Source organism: Metabacillus sp. KJ11-3 (genome assembly GCF_055808295.1).
In genome coordinates this window covers 3,782,516-3,801,385 of record NZ_CM147865.1, presented here as the reverse complement: position 1 = coordinate 3,801,385, position 18,870 = coordinate 3,782,516, and the positions used below count along the sequence as shown (strand labels likewise).

Below are 18,870 nucleotides of genomic sequence, written 5' to 3'. Positions count from 1 at the left end.
GTATTATACCAGTCTAGTTTTTGGTGTCAATTTAAAACAGTATTATGAATGTTCTAAATTCGATAAACGTTTTGTTGATATACTAATTTGCAAAAAGAAAAATCAGTGAAAAAGTTCACTGATTTTTAGGGTGTTTTTTATATTGTTTTTGCCATATCTTTTAATTGGTCCGAAGTGTCGGCGATTGAATGGATCGCATTTGAGACGTCATTTATAACATCTGTAAAGTTTGTCAGGTCTGTTTTTGCTTGCTCACTTTGTTGTTTATTTTTGTTCATAATATCAAGTATCGTATCAAAAAATGAACTCATATCGTCCATTTGATCTGATCCTTTGGTTGTTAAATCTGCCACTTTATTAATCGAGTCGGAAATACTGTCAATTTGAGTGTGAATATTTGTGATTAAGCTAGATACACCCTGTACAGAACTTTTTGTTTCTTCTGCAAGCTTGCGAACCTCACTTGCTACAACAGCAAAACCTTTTCCATATTCCCCGGCACGGGCTGATTCGATCGCTGCATTTAATGCTAATAAGTTTGTTTGTTCCGCAATGGATGTCACGATTGAAACAACTTGATTAATTTTCTCAGATGTTTGCTCCAGAGACTTCATTTTTTCAAGGATTTCAACATTGCTTTGTTCAATGAATGTCATTAGTTTACTTTGCTTTTCTAAATCACTTTTTCCGTGGTGAGCTTGTTCTTCCGCGGTTGCGGCAGCTTCCGAACGGTCAACCGAATAAGAAGCGATTTCTTGTGATTGAGCGAGAATTTCCTGTATAAAAGCTTTTGTATGATCAGTCGTATCTGCTAATTGTACAGCCAGGTGATTTACTTCCGCACGAATTTGCTGTTTTTCATGCTCACTTTCTGCTCGGACAGAAGCATATTCACGATCATATGCTTCTAAAACAATCTGTTGTTCCAAGCTAAATAATTTACTGATGCTCTGAATGACTTGTATAATTTCACTTTTCGAGTGGAAGTGTGGCTCAATTGTATGAATAACGGATGCAAGAAGCCGCTGAAATCCAGCCATATACCATTTTGCCTCAAGTCCGATTTTTACATGGATATGTGCGATTCTTCTCATTCTTTTCACATCTTCAGCATCCATGTGTCCATCAAACATTTTCAAAACATGTGCTTTAAGCGTTTCTTTTAAGCGGTCAACAGAGCTGTGTTTGTTAATAATATCAATAAGACCTTGTCCGGCTTCAAATGATGCGTAAAAAGTTTGAACAATTTCTTGAATGTTTTCTTCAATATAAGGTTTAACTTTCAATGCAATCGCGAGATCGTGTTTTGTGATGTCGAGCATGTTGATTTGTGAGAGTAATTCCGGTTCGTCTATTTGTAAAACAACTTTTGATAAAAGTGCTTCGTAATCTTCGTTTTGTACTGAATTAACGGCTTTCTTCTCTTTTCTAAACGATAAGATACCCATGAAAATAATTCCCCATTTCGTAAATATATACTTACTAGGTATATCGGCATGGATGATCAGAGTATTTAGTTTTTAACAAAAATAAAAAAGGTAGAAAATAAATTCTACCTTTAAGAAAAAGTACATTATTTTGCTATCAACACTGGAATGGTTGATAATTGTGAGACTTTTTCACTGACACTGCCAAAAATTAATTTTTTTAATCCGCTAATATTACGGTTACCGACGATGATCAAATCACCTTCATTTTCTTGGGCGTAGGAGACGATTGCATCAGAAGGTTCACCGTAGGATACAGAGACATTTGCTTTCGCATGGTGATGTTGAAGTATACGATTTGCCTCGGTTTCCAGAGCGATTTCTTCTTGACTTTTGTCAGGAAAAACTTCAGATGATTCAGGGTTAAGTTCCTGGTCCTGTGGTACAGGTATTGCAGGGTAGTTTCTCATTTCTCCAACCGGATAAGAGTGAACGGGTGAAATTAAAGGTGTTTGATCCTGGTCTGTTAAGGGATTTAGTGATTTTTCTTTAGCTATATATACGACTGATAATTGAGAGTTCATTTTTTTACTCATATTAATTCCTAATTCAAGTGCATCTTTACTATCGTCTGTCCCGTCAAATGCAACAATTAAATGGTTAAGTTCTTTCATGAAAGATCATCCTTTCAAATTGGATTTTGATAAGACCAAATTAAAAAATGAAATTAAGTAAGATGCTAATAACGACAATTGCTCCAACGACCATTAAAATAGTTCGTACCATGAATGATTCCTCCTAGTTTGTTTACTCCATATTTGCTTTCATAGCTGGTTGTAACATTGGTTTTTTCGCTAGTTTTGCTTCTGAAGAAATGATCTTCTTTAAATCGTTTAATTTTAAATGTGAATATTCTCCATTAATAATGAACGTTATTTCTTGTCCGTTTTTAACCGTTAATAAATAGGTAATAAAGGTAGTGAAATTTTCAGCGTTGATAACGCTTTTATTTCTCGTGACTAAGTAAATACTTCCGTTATAGGATTTTGCTAATTGACTAATTTTTATCACTTGATCAATTCGTAAATGATTTTTAAATGAGAATTGTAATGTAATGGGTTTATTCATATGAATTCCTCCATGAAAAATGTTGTTTGTTTTCTCTTTACTTACCTCCTCTTGTTTGGTGAGAAACCTATTTGAAGGAAAATACGACAATAGTCCTGCGATAGTTCTTAGTACCTATGCGACGTATAATGTCGGATGAAAACCATTCATCTTTAAAGGGAAACAAGGTATAGTAGAAGGTGAAGAGAGGAAGGAAGATGGGGATGGAAAAACTAAAGTACATAAGCATGTTTTCTGCCGTTATGACACAGATTGTTGGAATTATTTTTTTATTTATTAACATAAAAATCGCCATTGGATTCTTTTTCATTTATTTTCTTTCATTGCTTGTTTTAGTTATAACCTTTATTAAGATTCGAATAGATGAAAAAAAGGAGGACGACAAAAATGATTATCGTGACTACTGAGACAGTTCCAGGTAAAGCAACAAAGGAATATAAGGGTTTTGTTAGAGGCAGTACTGTTCAATCTAAACATATTGGAAAAGATTTAATGGCCGGGTTAAAAACAATTGTTGGCGGCGAACTAAAAGAATACACAGAAATGATGGAAGAAGCTCGGCAAAAAGCGATCTTTCGTATGGTTGAGGACGCGAAAGAAAAGGGTGCTAATGCCATTGTATGTATGAGACTTGAATCATCCGCGGTCATGCAAAATGCATCAGAAATTATTGCATATGGAACTGCAGTTACAGTAGAAGAGTAATGGAAAAGAAAAAAGGGCTGCCAGCCCTTTTTTTAGTAGCAAATCCCAACTCGTTTATAAATAAATTTATTGTTTAAAAGTTCATGATAAGCAAAATGTGCTGTGTCTTGGACAGAGATTTCCTTTCCGTTTGGAGGAAGAAAGTCAGGAGTAAAACGGTAATTTTTCGTTAAGGTTCCATCTGGAAGATAAGTTGGGCATACAATCGTCCACATTAAGGAACTGGATTGAAGGTATTGATAGGCTGTTACATGTTCTTTAGCGGCTCTTGTTGTTTTTCTTCTAGATTCGTTTGATTGATATCGATATAGATCCGGTTGAGATCGGGATTGGAGGATACCTGCCGTTCCAATTGTTACAATCCTCTTGATTTGATTGGACTCCATCGCCTTGATGATATGAGGAGTTGCTGTTGAGAGAAGCTGTTGACCATCTGTGCTTAATGCGCTAATGACAGCTTCCTGGTTTTTGATTGTTTTTAAAACATCTTCATACTGTGCTGCATCACCTGCTATGACGTTTAAGTTGGGTGATGCTACATCCACTTTCTCAGGAGAGCGAACAAGTGCTGTGATGAAATGACCATCACGTAAAAGAGAAGATAAAAGTTCTTTTCCCACACGTCCTGTTGCCCCAAATAATGCGATATTCATTACTAAAACTCACCTCTTAATTATGCTGTGTTTTCACTAATGTAACGTATATCCGTAAATAATGGAAATAAACATGCTTAATAGAGGATTGACGGTTAATCTGACTTTTTCTTTACTTGATCCCAATAGTATATTTGTGGAAAACGAACATATATCATATATTCATGAAATAATGTATAACCAACAAACCCAACTTGCTTCCAATCAATCGCATCAAACATATCATTCAGCTCCTTTTCAAAAAAGGTATGTGAATAGGGAAGTCATTTTCTCTACGAGGAATGATGGTGAAAACATATAAGATCATTTGAGGGTTTACTTATACTATATGGTCGAAAGAACTTGTTTGATACATTTTCATTCAACTGAAAGAGACCAACACATTGTGTTGGTCTCTAGCCAATTATATGGAATTGTTATTGTTGAGAAAATCCGCTCATAGATTGTTGAGCCATTGATACTAAACGCTTAGTGATTTCTCCACCTACAGAACCGTTAGCGCGTGAAGTAGTTTCTCCACCAAGGTTAACACCAAACTCAGAAGCGATTTCATACTTCATTTGATCAATTGCTTGAGCTGCTCCTGGTACTACTAATTGATTTGACGAATTGCTGTTTGAACTATTTTGTGCCATCTTATATTCATCTCCTCATAATAGGTTTTTAATGGTTGGGTTAGCTGGGATTGCACCAACATATGGAGGAAGTTGTCCTTCATAGCCTAACTCGGCGTAACCCATTGATAAAAGGTAGCTGGTTGTGTGTTGCGTTGTTGTTACTAAGTATTATGGATTTTTTCTTTTATTATATTCATTTTTTTTGGTAATTTTTTTCATCTCTTATTGCTTGTTGTATAGAAGAAAAGAAAAAATCTCTGGGATTGTTTGTATTATGAAGCAAGGCTTTCAAAATTATACGCTTATATTTAAAGATTCTAATATCCTAGAGAACTTACATAAATGATGATTTATTTTGGGATTCTATAGCTATGAGAGTAATAAAGGGGATGACATGATGCATTTATGTCCTTTGTGTAACGGGCTTGAGCAGAAAACGTTACAATGTCCAAATTGTCATACGATTATGGAAGATCAGGGTAAGATAACGGATTATTTTGATGATTACAGTGCATATATGGATATTGACATTATGAAACTCTATGATGGTCAACCAGCTTCACTAGAAAATCATCTATGCTTACATTATTTTTACTGTCCAAGTTGTCAGCATCAAGAAACAACTTCTATTCAAGAATAAGAAAGAGAGGGCCAGAATGGACCCTCTCTCAATGTTTATCTTATTTCTCGCCAGCTGGACGAATTCTTAATTCTGTTTCGTTATCGAAGAAGTGAGCTTTGTTCATATCTAATGCTAAGTCAAGTGATTGACCTGGTTTTACGTCAGTACGAGAGTCAACACGAGCTACGAAAGATTGACCATCGATTTCAGAGTAAAGCATTGTTTCAGCACCCATTAACTCGGCAACTTCGATTTTAGCTGTAATTTTTGAAGCTGGAGAAGATTCAATGAATACAGGCTCATCATGGATTTCTTCAGGACGAACACCCATTAAGATTTCTTTATTCACATAGCCTTGCTCACGAAGGTATTTCATTTTTCCTTCAGGTACAGCTACAGATGTTTTTCCGAATGAGAATTTGCCATCTGTTAAAGTACCTTTGAAGAAGTTCATTGCTGGTGAGCCGATGAATCCGCCAACGAACGCATTTTCAGGCTTGTCATACACTTCTTTAGGAGAACCAACTTGTTGAATAAGACCATCTTTTAATACAACAAGGCGTGTAGCCATTGTCATCGCTTCAGTTTGGTCATGTGTTACGTAAATAGTTGTTGTTTGTAAGCGTTGGTGAAGTTTAGTGATTTCAGCACGCATTTGTACACGAAGCTTAGCATCAAGGTTTGATAAAGGCTCATCCATTAAGAATACCTTTGCATCACGTACGATCGCACGACCTAAAGCAACACGCTGACGTTGACCACCTGACAATGCTTTTGGTTTACGTTGTAAGTATTGTTCAAGTCCTAAAATCTTAGCCGCTTCGTTTACACGACGTTCGATTTCGTCTTTTGGTAATTTACGAAGTTTTAGACCGAATGCCATGTTATCATATACATTCATATGTGGATATAGAGCGTAGTTTTGGAATACCATCGCGATGTCACGGTCTTTTGGTGCAACATCATTCATACGTTTTCCATCGATGAAGAAATCACCTTTTGAAATTTCCTCTAAACCTGCAACCATACGAAGTGTAGTAGATTTCCCACAACCAGATGGACCTACGAATACGATAAATTCTTTATCTTGGATATGAAGATTGAAATCTTCTACCGCCGTTACTTTATTGTCATAAATTTTATAAATATTATCTAATTTTAACTCAGCCATTTTAATTCCTCCCCGTATTTGAAAGCGTTTTAACTTGGTTTTATTGTAAGGGATTTCACTTAAATAAGTAAACGTACAAGTTGCACGAAAAATACTAGGCTCTTTTGTGCAACTTGTAAACGCTATCCTAGTTTTCATAATGAACCAAAATACTTGCTAGAAAGATAAAGGCTGCATTTGAAAATGTACGAATATCCAATCCTGTCTTTTCTAGTAATTTCTCCAGTCGATATTGAAGACTATTTCTGTGAATAAATAATCTTTTCGCTGTAGATGATGCATTCAAATTTGAGTGGAAAAATGCTTCAATCGTATGGTGAAGTTCCTTGTCCTCTATTGCCTCTAGTAAATGATTTGAGAGTATATCTTTTTTACTTGCAGTAGGGGCTCTCATGATGAGAATCGGAAGTGCCTCATAAAAGCTCATCACTTTCTCGCGATTACTAGTTCGATGTAAAGTATGAAAACAGCTTTGTTCTAATAAAAACTTTTTCTTTAGATCTTCGTCATTTTTTTGTAGCTGTCCTATATAAATAAAAGGTTCAACATAAAAGTCGGTTGTCAGTGTATCACTAAAGTCTTTTAACATATCTATTTCAAGTGTGACTTGAGGTTTGTCTTCTACAATGATTCCGTGTGACAGGCTTAACCAAATAACAAGCTCGGAGTTTATGATTCCTTTTACAGCTTCTTCAAAGTTTTGTTTATCATCAATCGGTTGTTTTAAGAAAAAATAATAAAAACGAACAGATGCGTTTTCAGTAGGCAATGGAGATTGTCCCATCTCTTCTGAAAATAAAAATGTATACCATTTTTGTTGACTGATTGTAAATGAATCTTCACTAATATTTTCTAATGGTTGAAAGAGGGAGGAGAGTAATTCTTTTTCATTATCGTGTATAGCTGTTTTCGAAATACCAAAAACTTGACCTGTATCTGTCTGAAACCAGTCATAAGTCGTATCATGTGGAATATATGTAGTTGTCATTGCGTTTTTATAATGGTTCATCAAGTTATCTAACATGAAAGTACTCCTTTTTATCCATTGTCCATACCTCTATTATAAGTAAGAAACAACATGTATAAAAGGAAAAAGACAGTTCGATATGAACTGTCTACTTATCAGCATTATATGGAGGATCTTCTTCTATTAGATCGCGGGCTTCTTCAATATTTGTAGAATCCTCCCTCATGTGGACAGAGCCACCTGATAACCCTTCATTAATGATGCGATCTATATCTAAATAAGCTTTGTCTTTACCTTCATAATCAAGATCCTGCTTTACACCTAATTCTTTATCGGTCATCTTTTAAACCCTCCTATGACACATAGTTTGTGCGAGAGGAGATATGCTCATTCATAAACATGAAAAAGCATTAATTCGTGAATTTGTGATTGGAGGTCTGTTTCCGCTTCTTTAGGAGGCTTTTGGGATCCCCACTCAATTTGTCCATTTTTATGATACACCCCATCATAGTGTGCTCCACGAAAGTAAAAGGAAATTCGCCAACCAGGTAAATGTGCTTGTTTGAACATTGGTTTGTATTGGAAATGTGTAATCAACTAAAACCGCTCCTTTCCTGTTATATTGAAATGATACGGCAAAAAGAGGGGAATTCCTGCTACCTAATACTGGAATTTTTGGTTAGGGAAAGAAAGAGTTCACCTAACAGAATAATCCGCTTATGTTGAATATCCTTTTCATCAAATATCATCGGTTTTGAATTCACCTCAAAAAGAATAGGGGAACCGGTTGATGTTAAACCTATATCCATTGAAAATTCTCCAATGAACCCAATCTTCTTTGTTAACGTGTTTCCGACCTCATTAGCTAACCAGTCTATTTGCTTAATGGAACAGCGGTCTTGAACTTTATGAAAGGGAAGAATCTCTCCTCCATTAGGGACATGTGTAACAATGGATTCTTTCCTCGCCTTACGGACCCCAATGCCAACAGATGTATATCTTCCTTCTGTATACATACAAAGAACCCGTAAATCATATTTACATGTTTCAAACTTATCCGTTTGAACTTCCTCCTGCAATATATACAAATTAGGTTTAAGAGAGTTCTCCAGCCAATTTGAAAATTCTACATTTGAAAGTGTCCTTTTTTCCCATGTTGTTTGAACTGTAAAGTGATGTTCGTTTTTTATAACTTTCATGATTCCGCTGCCTTTATAACCATTTACTGGTTTTACGTAGAGTGAAGGATATGTATGAAGGAGTTTAACCAGATCTGATTGTTTCGTGTACATCCAGGTCTCAGGTAAGTAAATTTGCAGGTTTTTCTCTTGAGAAAGGATCAAGTGGCAATCCCATTTGTTGAAAAAGCAGGGATTAAAGAATGGTTTTTCTTTCTGTCTATACAGCTCATTTAGATGTTGAAATTCTAAGGAGGATTCTTCAGATCTTGTTGAAATCCTATTATAAATTAGATCTGGAAAAGGGAAAGAGATCTTTCCCCATCTTTTGTAACCTTCAAAATAAACATATCCTGTTATACCTTTTTCGTGAATGCCGGCGGTTGTAAAAACAAATGATAGAATACCATTTTCTTTCAATTCCTTCTGAATGGCTTTAAAAACAGTGATATCACCATGGAATGTATCCTTTTTTTGTCCCTTACTTGCGAATATGCCAACAAGTGGGTGTTTATAGGTCTCCATTTACAAGTTCCTCAGGTTGAAGAATCGCTTTTTTTGATAAATAAAGGCCATACTGCAAGGATGCTTTGCGGGTTAATAGATCAGCATCTTTTAGCTCAGGGTGTGAAAAGATGGATCTTCCAGGCTTAGAATTCGCCTCAAACATCCATATCCTTCCATCTACATCAATTCCTAAATCAAAGCCAATTTCTCCAATAAAGCCTGTAATCTGTTGATCAATTCTTTCGCTTAATTTGATTGCAGCTTCTGTTAAATAATGGAGGGCTTTCACTCTCTCTTGTGGATCATCGTAAATTTCCTCCAGGCTTTTCACAACACCACCATTGTTTAAGTGGGTGGTTACACTTCCTCTGCCTGCAACCTTTGCCGCAAGAGCGGTAACCCTCCATTCGTCATGTTCATCTTTATTTGTATGAATGCGAAAATCAATCGGTTTACCATCTATTCGGGCTAGTTTTATTCCTTGTTGGGCTAAATAGCTTGAGAGCCGTCTGTCTTTAAAGCATGCTTTTAGAAAGCTTTCAAGTGAAGGATATTTCCTGAGTCGATTGATTTCATGGTCGTCACGATATCTGGAGTAATACATATTATCTTCACGAGAATACATAAGATGATATACGCCTAATCCTAAGCTGCCATTTGCAGGTTTTAAGTAAATGCTTTGGTATTTTGCAAGCATCTCTTCCATTTGACTTATTGTTGGTGTATGAATGGTTTCAGGTAAATATAAGGAAGCATCATGGTCATGAATGAGAAGTTGATGAATGGACCATTTATTGAAAAAGCCGGGGTTATACCAAGGTATAGAGTATTCTTCTGTGAGCCGTTTTTTGACTAGTTTAAGTGCGTTGTGGTTTTCGATCCGCCGATTAGGAAGACGGTCGTACACAACATTAGGGAATGGAAAGAGTTCTTTTTTCCAGCCCGATTTTCCATATGTGTATCCCTCGATTGTTCCTTCCTCCCAATTAATATGATGGGCTCCGAACACATAAGAGTGTATTCCCAGTGAATCATCTATTGATAAGAACTTCGCGAAAAAGAGAGAACGCTCACCAATTGGTCGTAATAGTGACTCGGTAAATCCTGCTGTAAAAATACCGATAATAGGTCCTAAATATAAAATGTTTTCATGTGTTATAAGAGTAGTGCTTCCACCAACAGGGAGAAGAAGCTGTTTGGCTACTTCCTGTGAAACGAAAATCGTATCTTGTAAGTGATCTTCAAAAACAATTTCACAAGGCATGATGAACGTACCAAATGATACGGAGTGAATCTCTTCATCAAGCTGTGAATGTTTAGGTAAATGAATCATAAAATCCTGTGAATCCGTTTGTTGGATTGAGTATATCTTAGTCAATGATCGTAGCTCCTTTTTGGTTATTTTTCGAGCTCAAATAGTTGCAATAAGCTAATGGTGAATCGTAAAGTGTGTGTTTTAACTCAGGCTTTGTTTCAATGAATGTTTTTCTCCCGGGCTTTGAATTTACATCCAATACCCAGATTGAGCCGTCTTTGGCATAGCCGATATCAATTCCAAGCTCGAATAGTCGACCAAAGTTGTCTTCAAGTAGGGTTGGAAGATGTGAAGTAATCGTGGATAGCTCATCTTCAAGAAGAAATCTTTGACTGGGTGTGAGCTGCTCAGACCACTGCTTATAGGTAACGGGCTCTCCACCAGTTGTTAGATTTGATAAAAATGATCCTTGGTACCCCTTTCTTACCCCTTTTTCAACTAGTGACCAGCTACCGTCAGCATCCTTTTGGAGAAGAATGCGTATATCAAATGGATATCCTTCACGATCGACAAGTGGAAGGAGAGGTTGAAGAAGATAGCTTTGTTGCTTTAGTAGACGTTCACTCCAGTCTATAAATCGTTCTACATGTTCAAACGATTTCGTTTTTTTATCAGGACCGCTATGGTATGTGATCGTTATATCTTTTTGAGTTTGGTGAATGGCAACAATGCCGATACCTCTTGATCCAACAACAGGCTTCAATAAACAACTTGAATCATTTCTTAAGCGATTTAAAATTTGCATTGGTGTTGAAATCAGCTCAGTGTCAGGTAAGTATGAATTTAGATGGTTATTTTTTTGAATGATAGAATAAACCTTCCATTTATCAGGTAACCCAAATCCTAAAAACGTGGTAACAGGATTTTTTTTCAACCACTCGACAATTGGTTTACATCTCTTAGAAGCTTTACTTTGATTGTAAAAGCAGCGGTCATAAATAAATGGAGGAATTGAAAATGTATCACTTATCCAGGATTGCGTTTGTGGATCAAACGTTTCACCTGTAATCGTTAAGTCTATAGGGTCAATAGAAGCAGGGACAAATCGAACACAATTTATCCCATATGAAGAACTTCGTTTGGCAATCTCTGTCACGTATCCATGTTCATGTGATAGGTGGACTGCCATTATTCCTAATGATATCCGTTCCAAGCACAACACTCCTTTTGTCTAAAATGCCGGCTATCTTTGTTCTCGTCTGGTAAAGGATAAAATTCTTGAACTGTGGATAAGCGTTTCGACATCCAGCTCCGAAGCACAGGATGTGCAAGTGCAGTTTTCGCGACAGTACGTCGCGTTCTTAAACTGCCAACGCCTAGCCCCTCTTGGGTCTAACCAATTTAGAATTGAAGGCAAAGAACGCCTTCTATTCTAAATCGTCTTATTTGCCCTAGGCTAATCAAGGCGCTTGCGCTTTTGTTCATATAAAAAAAGGCAATATTGGATAATGGATTTGGCTGACGGCCGGACTTTTCCGGATTTGAGATCATCCTCTGATTTTGAAGGTTTTGTATTTACTTCAATGATCCAAGGGTGACCATTTTCATCTAGTGAAAGGTCAATACCAAATTCCCCGAATTCTCCACCAGCCTGAATGCAGATCACTTCTACTATTTCTATGGAAAGTTCAGCTAATAATTTCCGCAAATGACCTGCTTCTTTCTCTCCGAAAAGCTCTTGCAGCAATTCTTTCGTTTTATAAATCTCGCCTCCCCTTGCTAAATTTGCGACAAACTGATGATCTGCTGATACTCTTGCCACAGCAGAAGTAACTTTCCATTGGTGACGGTCTTTTTTATGACATAAAAACCGGAAATCAAGGGTGCGATTTTTATAGGATTTAAGAGGAATTGTTTCTTGCAAAAGGAAGCCTTCCTTTTTTAATCTGGGATATAATGTTTTGAATAGCTCTTCAAAACTTTGATATTCTTTGTTGATATCTCCGGAAAATGTTGTGTAATCGAGAACGTATTGATTTTCGTCAGTTTGTTTTACCCGAAAGATTCTTTTTCCCTGACTACCGTTGATTGGCTTAATAAAAAGATCCTTTTTCTCAGTGAGCATATTTTTTAATATGTTCTTCGATTCTAGCAATTGACTTTCAGGTAGATAGGGTAGGAGATGTTCATTTGCTGAAAGAATTTGATGCACTTCCCATTTGTTTAAAAAGCGATCATTAAAATACGGTATTTTATTTTCAATTAAATCAGACGTAAGATCCAAAAACTTCTTTGATTTTTCCAGGGTTCGAGAATGAATTCGGTTGTGTACAACGTCAGGATAGGGCACAATGGTTTTTATCCATATATCTTGGTGAAAACAATAACCCTGCATCATTTCTTTGTTATAAGATGAAAAGGAAAAAATATAGAATAAACAACCATTGGTATAACAATATGCAGCAAGCTCTTTACAAAACTCATGGATGGATCCAAAGTGTACATGGTGATCTTTTTCTTTGATTTCAGTTAAAAGACCGATGATGGGACCAAGCTTTAGATGTCTTTGGTTAACTAATTGTCCTTGAAGTGACAGGGTTTGATGTGGTAGATGAAGTTCATCAAAGATACCGGCAGGTAAGGACAAACTAAGATCCTCTTCATCTATAAATACGATTGGACAGGACACAGTATGCATCCCGCAGCTAATTTTCAGAGTAAGAATATTTTTGGAGAGACCCAGATGTTCTCTAAGGCCAACACTTATTTCACATATATCAAGATTAGAAGTTACATTTTCTGTAATTTCAATTGTTTTTTGTATCATGTAATTCCCTCATTTGCTCGAGATGAAGCCAACCTCTATAATGTTCTTAGGCAGATGTTGATATAACATCGTATGTGACGAAAAAAAATCGGTGATGTTGTGGAAGGTAGATGATAATGGATCAAATGATAACAGCATTAATCATGATAATTGTTGGGGCAGCAATTGGAGGAGTGACAAACTCCCTGGCTATTAAAATGTTATTTCGCCCCTATAAAGCAATCTATTTTTTAGGGAAAAGAGTACCTTTTACACCTGGATTGATTCCAAAGAGAAGAGATGAGCTTGCAACTCAGTTAGGAAAAATGGTTGTGGAGCATTTGTTAACAGCTGAAGGAATTAAACGGAAATTTCTGCAAGCGGAGTTTCAAGACCAGCTCATTTCATGGGGAGAAACACAAGTGAAAAAGGTGACGAACTCAGAAAAATCTGTTGAGCAAATTCTGGAGTCTTTTAATGTGAACGAACCATCGCAAAAGGCTGATGTGCTACTCAAAACGTTTCTACAGGGAAAATATGAAGAGCTGGTTCACGAGAATAAAAGCAAACCACTTCAAGAACTGCTTCCAAAAAACCTGTTAGATGAGGCATATGTCGCCATCCCTAAAATTGGACAATTTATTATTGATAAAGGTATTTCCTATTTTGAAAGTAATGAAGGCAAACAAAAACTCAAAAAAATGATCGAAGACTTTTTGGCGACTAGAGGAATGCTCGGAAATATGATCGGGATGTTTTTAGGAAATGAAAGCCTTGTAGACAAGGTTCAACCCGAAGTCTTGAAATTTTTGAAAAACAAAGAAACACATGTACTCATCACAACATTAATTGGTCGGGAATGGAATCAGATTCAAGACATGACTCTTGATGAACTGGATCAAAAATGGGGCATCTTTGAGAAGGGCTCGACAATAGTAAATACAGTCGTTGAGACATTAAATGTTCAGGATTTGCTATCAAAGCCAATCTCAGCTTACTTAAAGCCAAATGAAGATAAAATCATTCAGGAATGGCTTCCGAAGATGGTGACTCTCTCCATTCAATATCTGACCTCACATCTTGAAGAAATGCTTAAGAAATTAAAGCTGGAAGAAGTTGTGCGTGAACAGGTGGAAACCTTTGCAGTGGACCGGCTGGAGGACATTATTCTCTCTATTTCCCGTAGAGAGTTTAAGATGATTACATATCTTGGGGCACTGCTTGGTGGAATCATTGGAGGATTACAAGCAATCATTGTCATGTTTATTTAGTAAATTCCTCACATCAAATGCAATTTTGAAAAGAGTTTGTTATAGTGAAGGAAGAGCCTACATAGGTTAAAACTAGAAAGGAGGCTCATCATATGTCAGAGAATTTATATGATGTTGCATACAACTTAGAAAAAGCACTACGTGAAAGTGATGATTTCAAAAACCTAAAAAGACTTTATGAAGAAGTGAATGCGGATGAATCTGCAAGCAGAATGTTTGAAAACTTCCGTAATATTCAATTAAACCTTCAGCAAAAACAAATGCAAGGTGAAGAAATTACGCAGGATGAAATTGATCAGGCACAAAAATCTGTGCAGCTTGTTCAACAGCATGAATTAATCTCTCAATTAATGGCTGCAGAACAACGTTTAAGTATGGTTGTAACAGAATTAAACAAAATCATTATGAAGCCGCTTGAGGAAATGTACGGAAGTCAGTAAGACGACCCTATATACATATACATTTGTAAATTTGATGCAGAATGGACTAGGTTCCGTTCTGTTTTTTTGTTGCGGAAAATTTATCATGTCCCATCTATTGTTCTATTTTTCCTAAAAGGGACATAACTTCATAATAGGTTTTGACATCTGTAGAAGGGGGACCTGTTGTGACTGCTTATCGATTACTTGCTTTGAATATTGATGGAACATTGCTTCGATCAAATGGTCGTCTTCAGCCATCCACGAAAGAGGCAATTGAATTTGTGAAGGGTAAAGAAGTGTATGTGACGCTTGTAACAAATAGACATTTTCAATCTGCGAGAAAGCTGGCAAAAGCATTAAAGCTGGACTCTTTACTCGTTACACATGGCGGAGCATTCATCTCAGAAAATTTAGATAAGCCATTATTTGAAAAGCGGATTTCAGAAGAAACAACATTCAATCTTGTGCAAGTATTAGAAAACTTCAATTGTAATATTCGTCTTACACATGAAAGATTTTCAATAGGAAATCGAAAAAAAGTATCACCGAATTTATTAAACAAATCGATACTCAATACATCAGATTCGATGTTTTATCCTGTTCAGTTTGTGGATTCCCTGGGAGATACTCTTCGTGATGAACCGGTTTCTGCAACGAGAATAGATGTTCATTTTAAACATGAAGATGAAAAACAGGAAGCAGAGACCGTCGTAAAGGAAGCTTTTGACATGGTCGATATTCGAAGTCATTTGTCATCAATTAGCTTTGACATCGTCAGAAAGGGAGTATCAAAGGAGAATGGGTTGCGTGCTTTAGCGAGTCATTTGAACATTCCTTTAGATCAAACGGTGGCAATTGGTGATGCTGAGGACGATATCGGGATGATTTCTTCAGCTGGATTAGGTGTTGCGATGTGGAATGCACCGTTTGAAGTAAAGCGTGCTGCTGATTGGGTGACACGATCTAATAATCAACAAGGTGTGGATTATATGGTCAAAGAGCATTTTCGCAAGCAACAAAGACAGGATTTTTTACGTAAAATTAAAATTGATCAATAAGAAGAAGGGGGAGTTTATACTTTCCCTTCTTCTATTTTTTTATTAGTGGATAATCCGTTAGCTTTCCTTCATATACGAGTTGGAAATGTGGATTTCTGCGAAAGTCATCAGGGGTTACCAAGGCAGGGAGTTTATCCCATAACTTAATACCGGACCGATGAAGCATTTCAGCAACGAATTGTGAGCAAAAATACGAATTGCTGAATTCAACAGGTTCATTTAAGGAAACACCTAAAACACCAATTAAATTATAAAGAAATCTTTTTTGATTCTTAATAAAAACATTCAATACCCTTCTCATTTTTTCCACATCCCGGCTTGTTACTTCCAGCTTGTAGATAACACAGGTTGTTTCAGGATACTTACTATATGTTCCTGTATGGATATCTTCTTTCACAAATCCTCCGTTAATAGGGTTATTGGGATTTTTTCTTCCAAAGCTGTACATTTCAGTTAAATGTGCATCAAATGCAATGGAAGCATGATTATAAGGAGCTTTTGTATATTTTTTAATAGACTTAGTAAATAATGTTCCTGTGTCAGTTAATAAAATATAAATAAACGTTTTTGAAGTCATTTCGTTTCCCTCTTTTAAATTCTTCCATAATATTCTATCCTTAATTATACAATAGAAATACAAAGTTGGAGGAATAAAGGTGATATCAACCCTTTGGACATTAGGTATTATTTTTCTTAGTTTAAGTTGTGTACATCTCATTTTTATCTTTACGAGCAAAAAGCAACCGAAAAAAGATTTTTCGGGTGTTTTCATGCGTGTCAAAACATGGTGGGGGATGTTTGCGGTCTTTTGTATCGCTACGTTATTTAATCCCATTGTTTCATTGTTTTCATTGATGTTGTTATGCTTTTTTGCATTAAAGGAATATTTTTCAATGATGAAAACAAGGAAAGCAGATCGACGGTTATTTCTTTGGTCATATTTGGCGATTCCTGTGCAGTTTTATTGGATTTTTATCGGATGGTACGGTATGTTTATTGTCTTTATACCAGTTTATGTGTTTTTGTTTCTACCGTTTCCACGATTACTGGGCAAGGGAACCAGTGGTTTTCTTCGTTCCGTTAGTTCAACTCAATGGGGCTTAATGCTGATGGTTTTCGGACTTAGTCACTTAGCACATTTTCAATTTGCTACACCTGAATACGGAGCGAATCTTGTCTTATTTTTAGTTGTTTTAACACAGCTCAATGATATTGCCCATTATTTAATCTCTACTTATCTTGGAAAAAGAAAGGTTGTTCCTTCAGCAAATCCGACCATTACGTGGGAGGGATATATAGGAGCAACATTAATCACAATCGCTGCAGCATATTGCATCTATCCGTACTTAACACCATTTGACAGTACATTTGCTCTATTTTCAGGTCTTTTAATCAGTTTAAGTGGTTTCTTCGGAAGCTTGACGATTTCTGTTTTACGAAGAGATTTATTAATTGGAGATCAAGAGAAGTTAAAAATGCTGCACAAAAGCTATTTAACTCGTGTTGATAGTTTAGCTTATACATCACCTGTATTTTTTCATGTGACTCGTTATTTTTTTGATTTTATGTAAAAACTAATTGCTCCGCATACGAGGCGTTTATCCTAATCAAGGGTAACGCCTTCTTTTTATGGGGAAATTGAAAGAAGTTTAAGGGAGGAATTATTGGCGATAAAGAGAATACCTTTACTTTATTATTGGTTTTAAGGAGGGGGCCTTATGAAATTTGTTTTAATTTTTGGTCCGCAGGCAGTTGGAAAAATGACAGTTGGTCAAGAACTAGCTAAATTGACTAAACTAAAGCTGTTTCATAATCATATGACGATTGATTTGGTCAATCCGTTTTTTAACTACGGAACACAGGAAGGAAAAAGATTAGTCAACTTATTTCGACAAGAACTATTTGAAGAAGTATCAAAAAGCAGCTTGTATGGAAAGATTTTTACATATGTATGGGCATTTGATCATCAATCAGATTGGGATTATGTTGATAAAGTCTGCCGAATTTTCGAGTCAAAAGGCGGGACTGTTTACTTTGTAGAACTTGAGGCTGACCTGGATGAAAGACTTGAGCGAAATAAAAGTCCTAATAGACTTGAACATAAGCCAACCAAAAGAAATGTAGAATGGTCGGAAAGAGAATTAAAGGAGTCGATGCACACATACAGATTGAATTCCCATGAGGGAGAAATTGCTAGGGAAGAATATATAAAAATCAACAATACGAATTTGGGGGCAGAAGAAGTAGTTAAGATTATTAAAGATCGATTTCAATTATAGGTTTTATAGAGGATATCAGTGGGGATGATGGGAAATCGCCAAGCTATGGCCGATAAATTGCGCGCAATGGAGGGATAACAGCGATTATGGTTCGAAATCATCAAGAAATGGAGGGAATTGCGTGCCTCATTGCACTTAATAATTGGCATGCAAGGCCAGCAAATAAAAAAGGTCCCCCATGTTCGCGCAATTTGTTATGTAAGTTCTTCTAAGTTGAATCATTTATTAAGTTACGAATTCAAGAATTTAACCCCAAACAGAATATAAAGAATCGAAGAAGCCCCAATAAAGAAAAGAAAAAATCCTAATTGTTGTCGTTTGGAGCCATTTTTTAACAAGTTCCAACGCTTACTCTCCGTATCAAGCCAAAGAAAGTCAACAATTGATGCGACAAGTATTACTACTAGGAATGTAACAAAACCCATGGATTTTTTTCTCCTTTCTTGTTTGTTTATATGATACCATTATATGGAATTAGTGAGAATTCATACTTATTAAAGAAGAACAAATTGATTAAGGGGGAATCATGCTAAAAACGATAAGAAGGATAATTGCAGTAATAATAATTATTCTTGGATGCTATGGGTTGTTTACTAAAGACTATGATATGCAATGTTTTTTCTCAGTTTATTGATGTTGGTGATGGGAATAGAGGAGTTTCAAAATGGACAAAAAATGTATGCGAATATTTGTATAGCTGTTTGCTTATTTCTGTTGTTAATTTCCTTTCTAGGTTTTTTATCAATCTAGCTAACTACTAATTTACACCAGACCAGCTAAGAGAAAAGCTGGCATTACATAAAC

Annotated in this window: 25 protein-coding genes; 9 read left to right on the top strand and 16 right to left on the bottom strand. The window is 36.1% G+C overall.

Annotated features, from left to right (window positions below; all coding sequences use genetic code 11):
• Positions 1-137: 137 nt before the first annotated feature.
• From AC0L8O_RS18920 to AC0L8O_RS18910, 3 genes are all read right to left on the bottom strand, one after another.
• Positions 138-1,448 (bottom strand): protoglobin domain-containing protein, encoded by a 1,311-nt coding sequence (locus AC0L8O_RS18920; protein WP_473444508.1) that lies wholly within the window; start codon positions 1,446-1,448, stop codon positions 138-140.
• Positions 1,449-1,573: 125 nt separating this feature from the next.
• Positions 1,574-2,101 (bottom strand): universal stress protein, encoded by a 528-nt coding sequence (locus AC0L8O_RS18915; protein WP_026560359.1) that lies wholly within the window; start codon positions 2,099-2,101, stop codon positions 1,574-1,576.
• A 133-nt stretch (positions 2,102-2,234) separates the two neighbouring features.
• A complete protein-coding gene (locus AC0L8O_RS18910; protein ID WP_026560358.1) occupies positions 2,235-2,555 on the bottom strand; it encodes a hypothetical protein in 321 nt (106 codons plus the stop codon).
• A 203-nt stretch (positions 2,556-2,758) separates the two neighbouring features.
• Between AC0L8O_RS18910 and AC0L8O_RS18905 the strand changes: the two genes are divergently transcribed.
• Both AC0L8O_RS18905 and AC0L8O_RS18900 read left to right on the top strand, forming a co-directional pair.
• Entirely contained in the window at positions 2,759-2,962 is a 204-nt protein-coding gene (locus AC0L8O_RS18905) for a hypothetical protein (RefSeq protein WP_473444506.1), read from the top strand.
• Positions 2,943-3,260 carry a YbjQ family protein gene (locus AC0L8O_RS18900; protein ID WP_473444504.1) on the top strand — a complete coding sequence of 106 codons (318 nt, stop codon included), beginning with the start codon at positions 2,943-2,945 and terminating at the stop codon, positions 3,258-3,260. Before AC0L8O_RS18905 ends, AC0L8O_RS18900 begins: the two co-directional genes overlap by 20 nt.
• A 32-nt stretch (positions 3,261-3,292) precedes the next feature.
• On the opposite strand, the gene AC0L8O_RS18895 is transcribed toward AC0L8O_RS18900, so the two are convergent.
• From AC0L8O_RS18895 to AC0L8O_RS18885, 3 genes are all read right to left on the bottom strand, one after another.
• Positions 3,293-3,913 (bottom strand): NAD(P)-dependent oxidoreductase, encoded by a 621-nt coding sequence (locus tag AC0L8O_RS18895; protein ID WP_473444502.1) that lies wholly within the window; start codon positions 3,911-3,913, stop codon positions 3,293-3,295.
• Positions 3,914-4,008: 95 nt separating this feature from the next.
• Complete coding sequence (locus tag AC0L8O_RS18890; protein ID WP_275955425.1) at positions 4,009-4,134, bottom strand: hypothetical protein; 126 nt, start codon at positions 4,132-4,134, stop codon at positions 4,009-4,011.
• 195 nt (positions 4,135-4,329) lie between these two features.
• On the bottom strand, positions 4,330-4,548 hold the full coding sequence (locus AC0L8O_RS18885; RefSeq protein ID WP_026560354.1) for an alpha/beta-type small acid-soluble spore protein: 219 nt from the start codon (positions 4,546-4,548) through the stop codon (positions 4,330-4,332).
• Positions 4,549-4,927: 379 nt separating this feature from the next.
• On the opposite strand from AC0L8O_RS18885, the gene AC0L8O_RS18880 reads away from it, so the two are divergent.
• A complete protein-coding gene (locus tag AC0L8O_RS18880) occupies positions 4,928-5,170 on the top strand; it encodes a hypothetical protein (RefSeq protein ID WP_473449026.1) in 243 nt (80 codons plus the stop codon).
• Positions 5,171-5,210: 40 nt separating this feature from the next.
• Here the strand turns inward: AC0L8O_RS18880 and AC0L8O_RS18875 are convergent, their stop codons facing one another.
• From AC0L8O_RS18875 to AC0L8O_RS18840, 8 genes are all read right to left on the bottom strand, one after another.
• Positions 5,211-6,323 (bottom strand): ABC transporter ATP-binding protein, encoded by a 1,113-nt coding sequence (locus AC0L8O_RS18875; RefSeq protein ID WP_026560352.1) that lies wholly within the window; start codon positions 6,321-6,323, stop codon positions 5,211-5,213.
• A 127-nt stretch (positions 6,324-6,450) separates the two neighbouring features.
• Complete coding sequence (locus AC0L8O_RS18870) at positions 6,451-7,347, bottom strand: PucR family transcriptional regulator (protein WP_473444500.1); 897 nt, start codon at positions 7,345-7,347, stop codon at positions 6,451-6,453.
• A 91-nt stretch (positions 7,348-7,438) separates the two neighbouring features.
• Complete coding sequence (locus tag AC0L8O_RS18865; protein ID WP_473444498.1) at positions 7,439-7,630, bottom strand: hypothetical protein; 192 nt, start codon at positions 7,628-7,630, stop codon at positions 7,439-7,441.
• A 47-nt stretch (positions 7,631-7,677) separates the two neighbouring features.
• Entirely contained in the window at positions 7,678-7,887 is a 210-nt protein-coding gene (locus AC0L8O_RS18860) for a YheE family protein (RefSeq protein WP_473444496.1), read from the bottom strand.
• A gap of 59 nt (positions 7,888-7,946) precedes the next feature.
• On the bottom strand, positions 7,947-8,993 hold the full coding sequence (locus AC0L8O_RS18855; protein WP_473444494.1) for a YheC/YheD family endospore coat-associated protein: 1,047 nt from the start codon (positions 8,991-8,993) through the stop codon (positions 7,947-7,949).
• Positions 8,980-10,353, bottom strand: a complete 1,374-nt coding sequence (locus AC0L8O_RS18850) for a YheC/YheD family endospore coat-associated protein (protein ID WP_473444492.1) — start codon at positions 10,351-10,353, stop codon at positions 8,980-8,982. The genes AC0L8O_RS18855 and AC0L8O_RS18850 overlap by 14 nt, the downstream gene beginning before the upstream one ends.
• Positions 10,346-11,443 carry a YheC/YheD family endospore coat-associated protein gene (locus AC0L8O_RS18845; protein ID WP_473444489.1) on the bottom strand — a complete coding sequence of 366 codons (1,098 nt, stop codon included), beginning with the start codon at positions 11,441-11,443 and terminating at the stop codon, positions 10,346-10,348. The genes AC0L8O_RS18850 and AC0L8O_RS18845 overlap by 8 nt, the downstream gene beginning before the upstream one ends.
• A 243-nt stretch (positions 11,444-11,686) precedes the next feature.
• The gene (locus tag AC0L8O_RS18840) at positions 11,687-13,057 is read right to left on the bottom strand and encodes a YheC/YheD family endospore coat-associated protein (protein WP_473444487.1); all 1,371 of its coding nucleotides are present in this window, start codon (positions 13,055-13,057) and stop codon (positions 11,687-11,689) included.
• A 116-nt stretch (positions 13,058-13,173) separates the two neighbouring features.
• On the opposite strand from AC0L8O_RS18840, the gene AC0L8O_RS18835 reads away from it, so the two are divergent.
• The 3 genes from AC0L8O_RS18835 (at position 13,174) to AC0L8O_RS18825 (ending at position 15,787) form a co-directional block, all read left to right on the top strand.
• Positions 13,174-14,307, top strand: a complete 1,134-nt coding sequence (locus AC0L8O_RS18835) for a DUF445 domain-containing protein (protein ID WP_473444485.1) — start codon at positions 13,174-13,176, stop codon at positions 14,305-14,307.
• Between the two features lie 92 nt (positions 14,308-14,399).
• On the top strand, positions 14,400-14,747 hold the full coding sequence (locus AC0L8O_RS18830; RefSeq protein ID WP_026560343.1) for a YlbF/YmcA family competence regulator: 348 nt from the start codon (positions 14,400-14,402) through the stop codon (positions 14,745-14,747).
• 167 nt (positions 14,748-14,914) lie between these two features.
• Entirely contained in the window at positions 14,915-15,787 is an 873-nt protein-coding gene (locus AC0L8O_RS18825) for a Cof-type HAD-IIB family hydrolase (RefSeq protein ID WP_473444483.1), read from the top strand.
• A gap of 31 nt (positions 15,788-15,818) precedes the next feature.
• On the opposite strand, the gene AC0L8O_RS18820 is transcribed toward AC0L8O_RS18825, so the two are convergent.
• Complete coding sequence (locus AC0L8O_RS18820; protein WP_473444481.1) at positions 15,819-16,364, bottom strand: hypothetical protein; 546 nt, start codon at positions 16,362-16,364, stop codon at positions 15,819-15,821.
• A gap of 79 nt (positions 16,365-16,443) precedes the next feature.
• Between AC0L8O_RS18820 and AC0L8O_RS18815 the strand changes: the two genes are divergently transcribed.
• Together AC0L8O_RS18815 and AC0L8O_RS18810 are read left to right on the top strand one after the other, a co-directional pair.
• Positions 16,444-17,358, top strand: a complete 915-nt coding sequence (locus AC0L8O_RS18815) for a phosphatidate cytidylyltransferase (RefSeq protein ID WP_026560340.1) — start codon at positions 16,444-16,446, stop codon at positions 17,356-17,358.
• A 147-nt stretch (positions 17,359-17,505) separates the two neighbouring features.
• Complete coding sequence (locus AC0L8O_RS18810; RefSeq protein ID WP_473444479.1) at positions 17,506-18,066, top strand: AAA family ATPase; 561 nt, start codon at positions 17,506-17,508, stop codon at positions 18,064-18,066.
• 230 nt (positions 18,067-18,296) lie between these two features.
• On the opposite strand, the gene AC0L8O_RS18805 is transcribed toward AC0L8O_RS18810, so the two are convergent.
• Entirely contained in the window at positions 18,297-18,491 is a 195-nt protein-coding gene (locus AC0L8O_RS18805; RefSeq protein WP_473444476.1) for a hypothetical protein, read from the bottom strand.
• Positions 18,492-18,678: 187 nt separating this feature from the next.
• Between AC0L8O_RS18805 and AC0L8O_RS18800 the strand changes: the two genes are divergently transcribed.
• Entirely contained in the window at positions 18,679-18,816 is a 138-nt protein-coding gene (locus tag AC0L8O_RS18800) for a DUF3953 domain-containing protein (RefSeq protein ID WP_473444474.1), read from the top strand.
• The last annotated feature ends 54 nt before the right edge of the window (positions 18,817-18,870 follow it).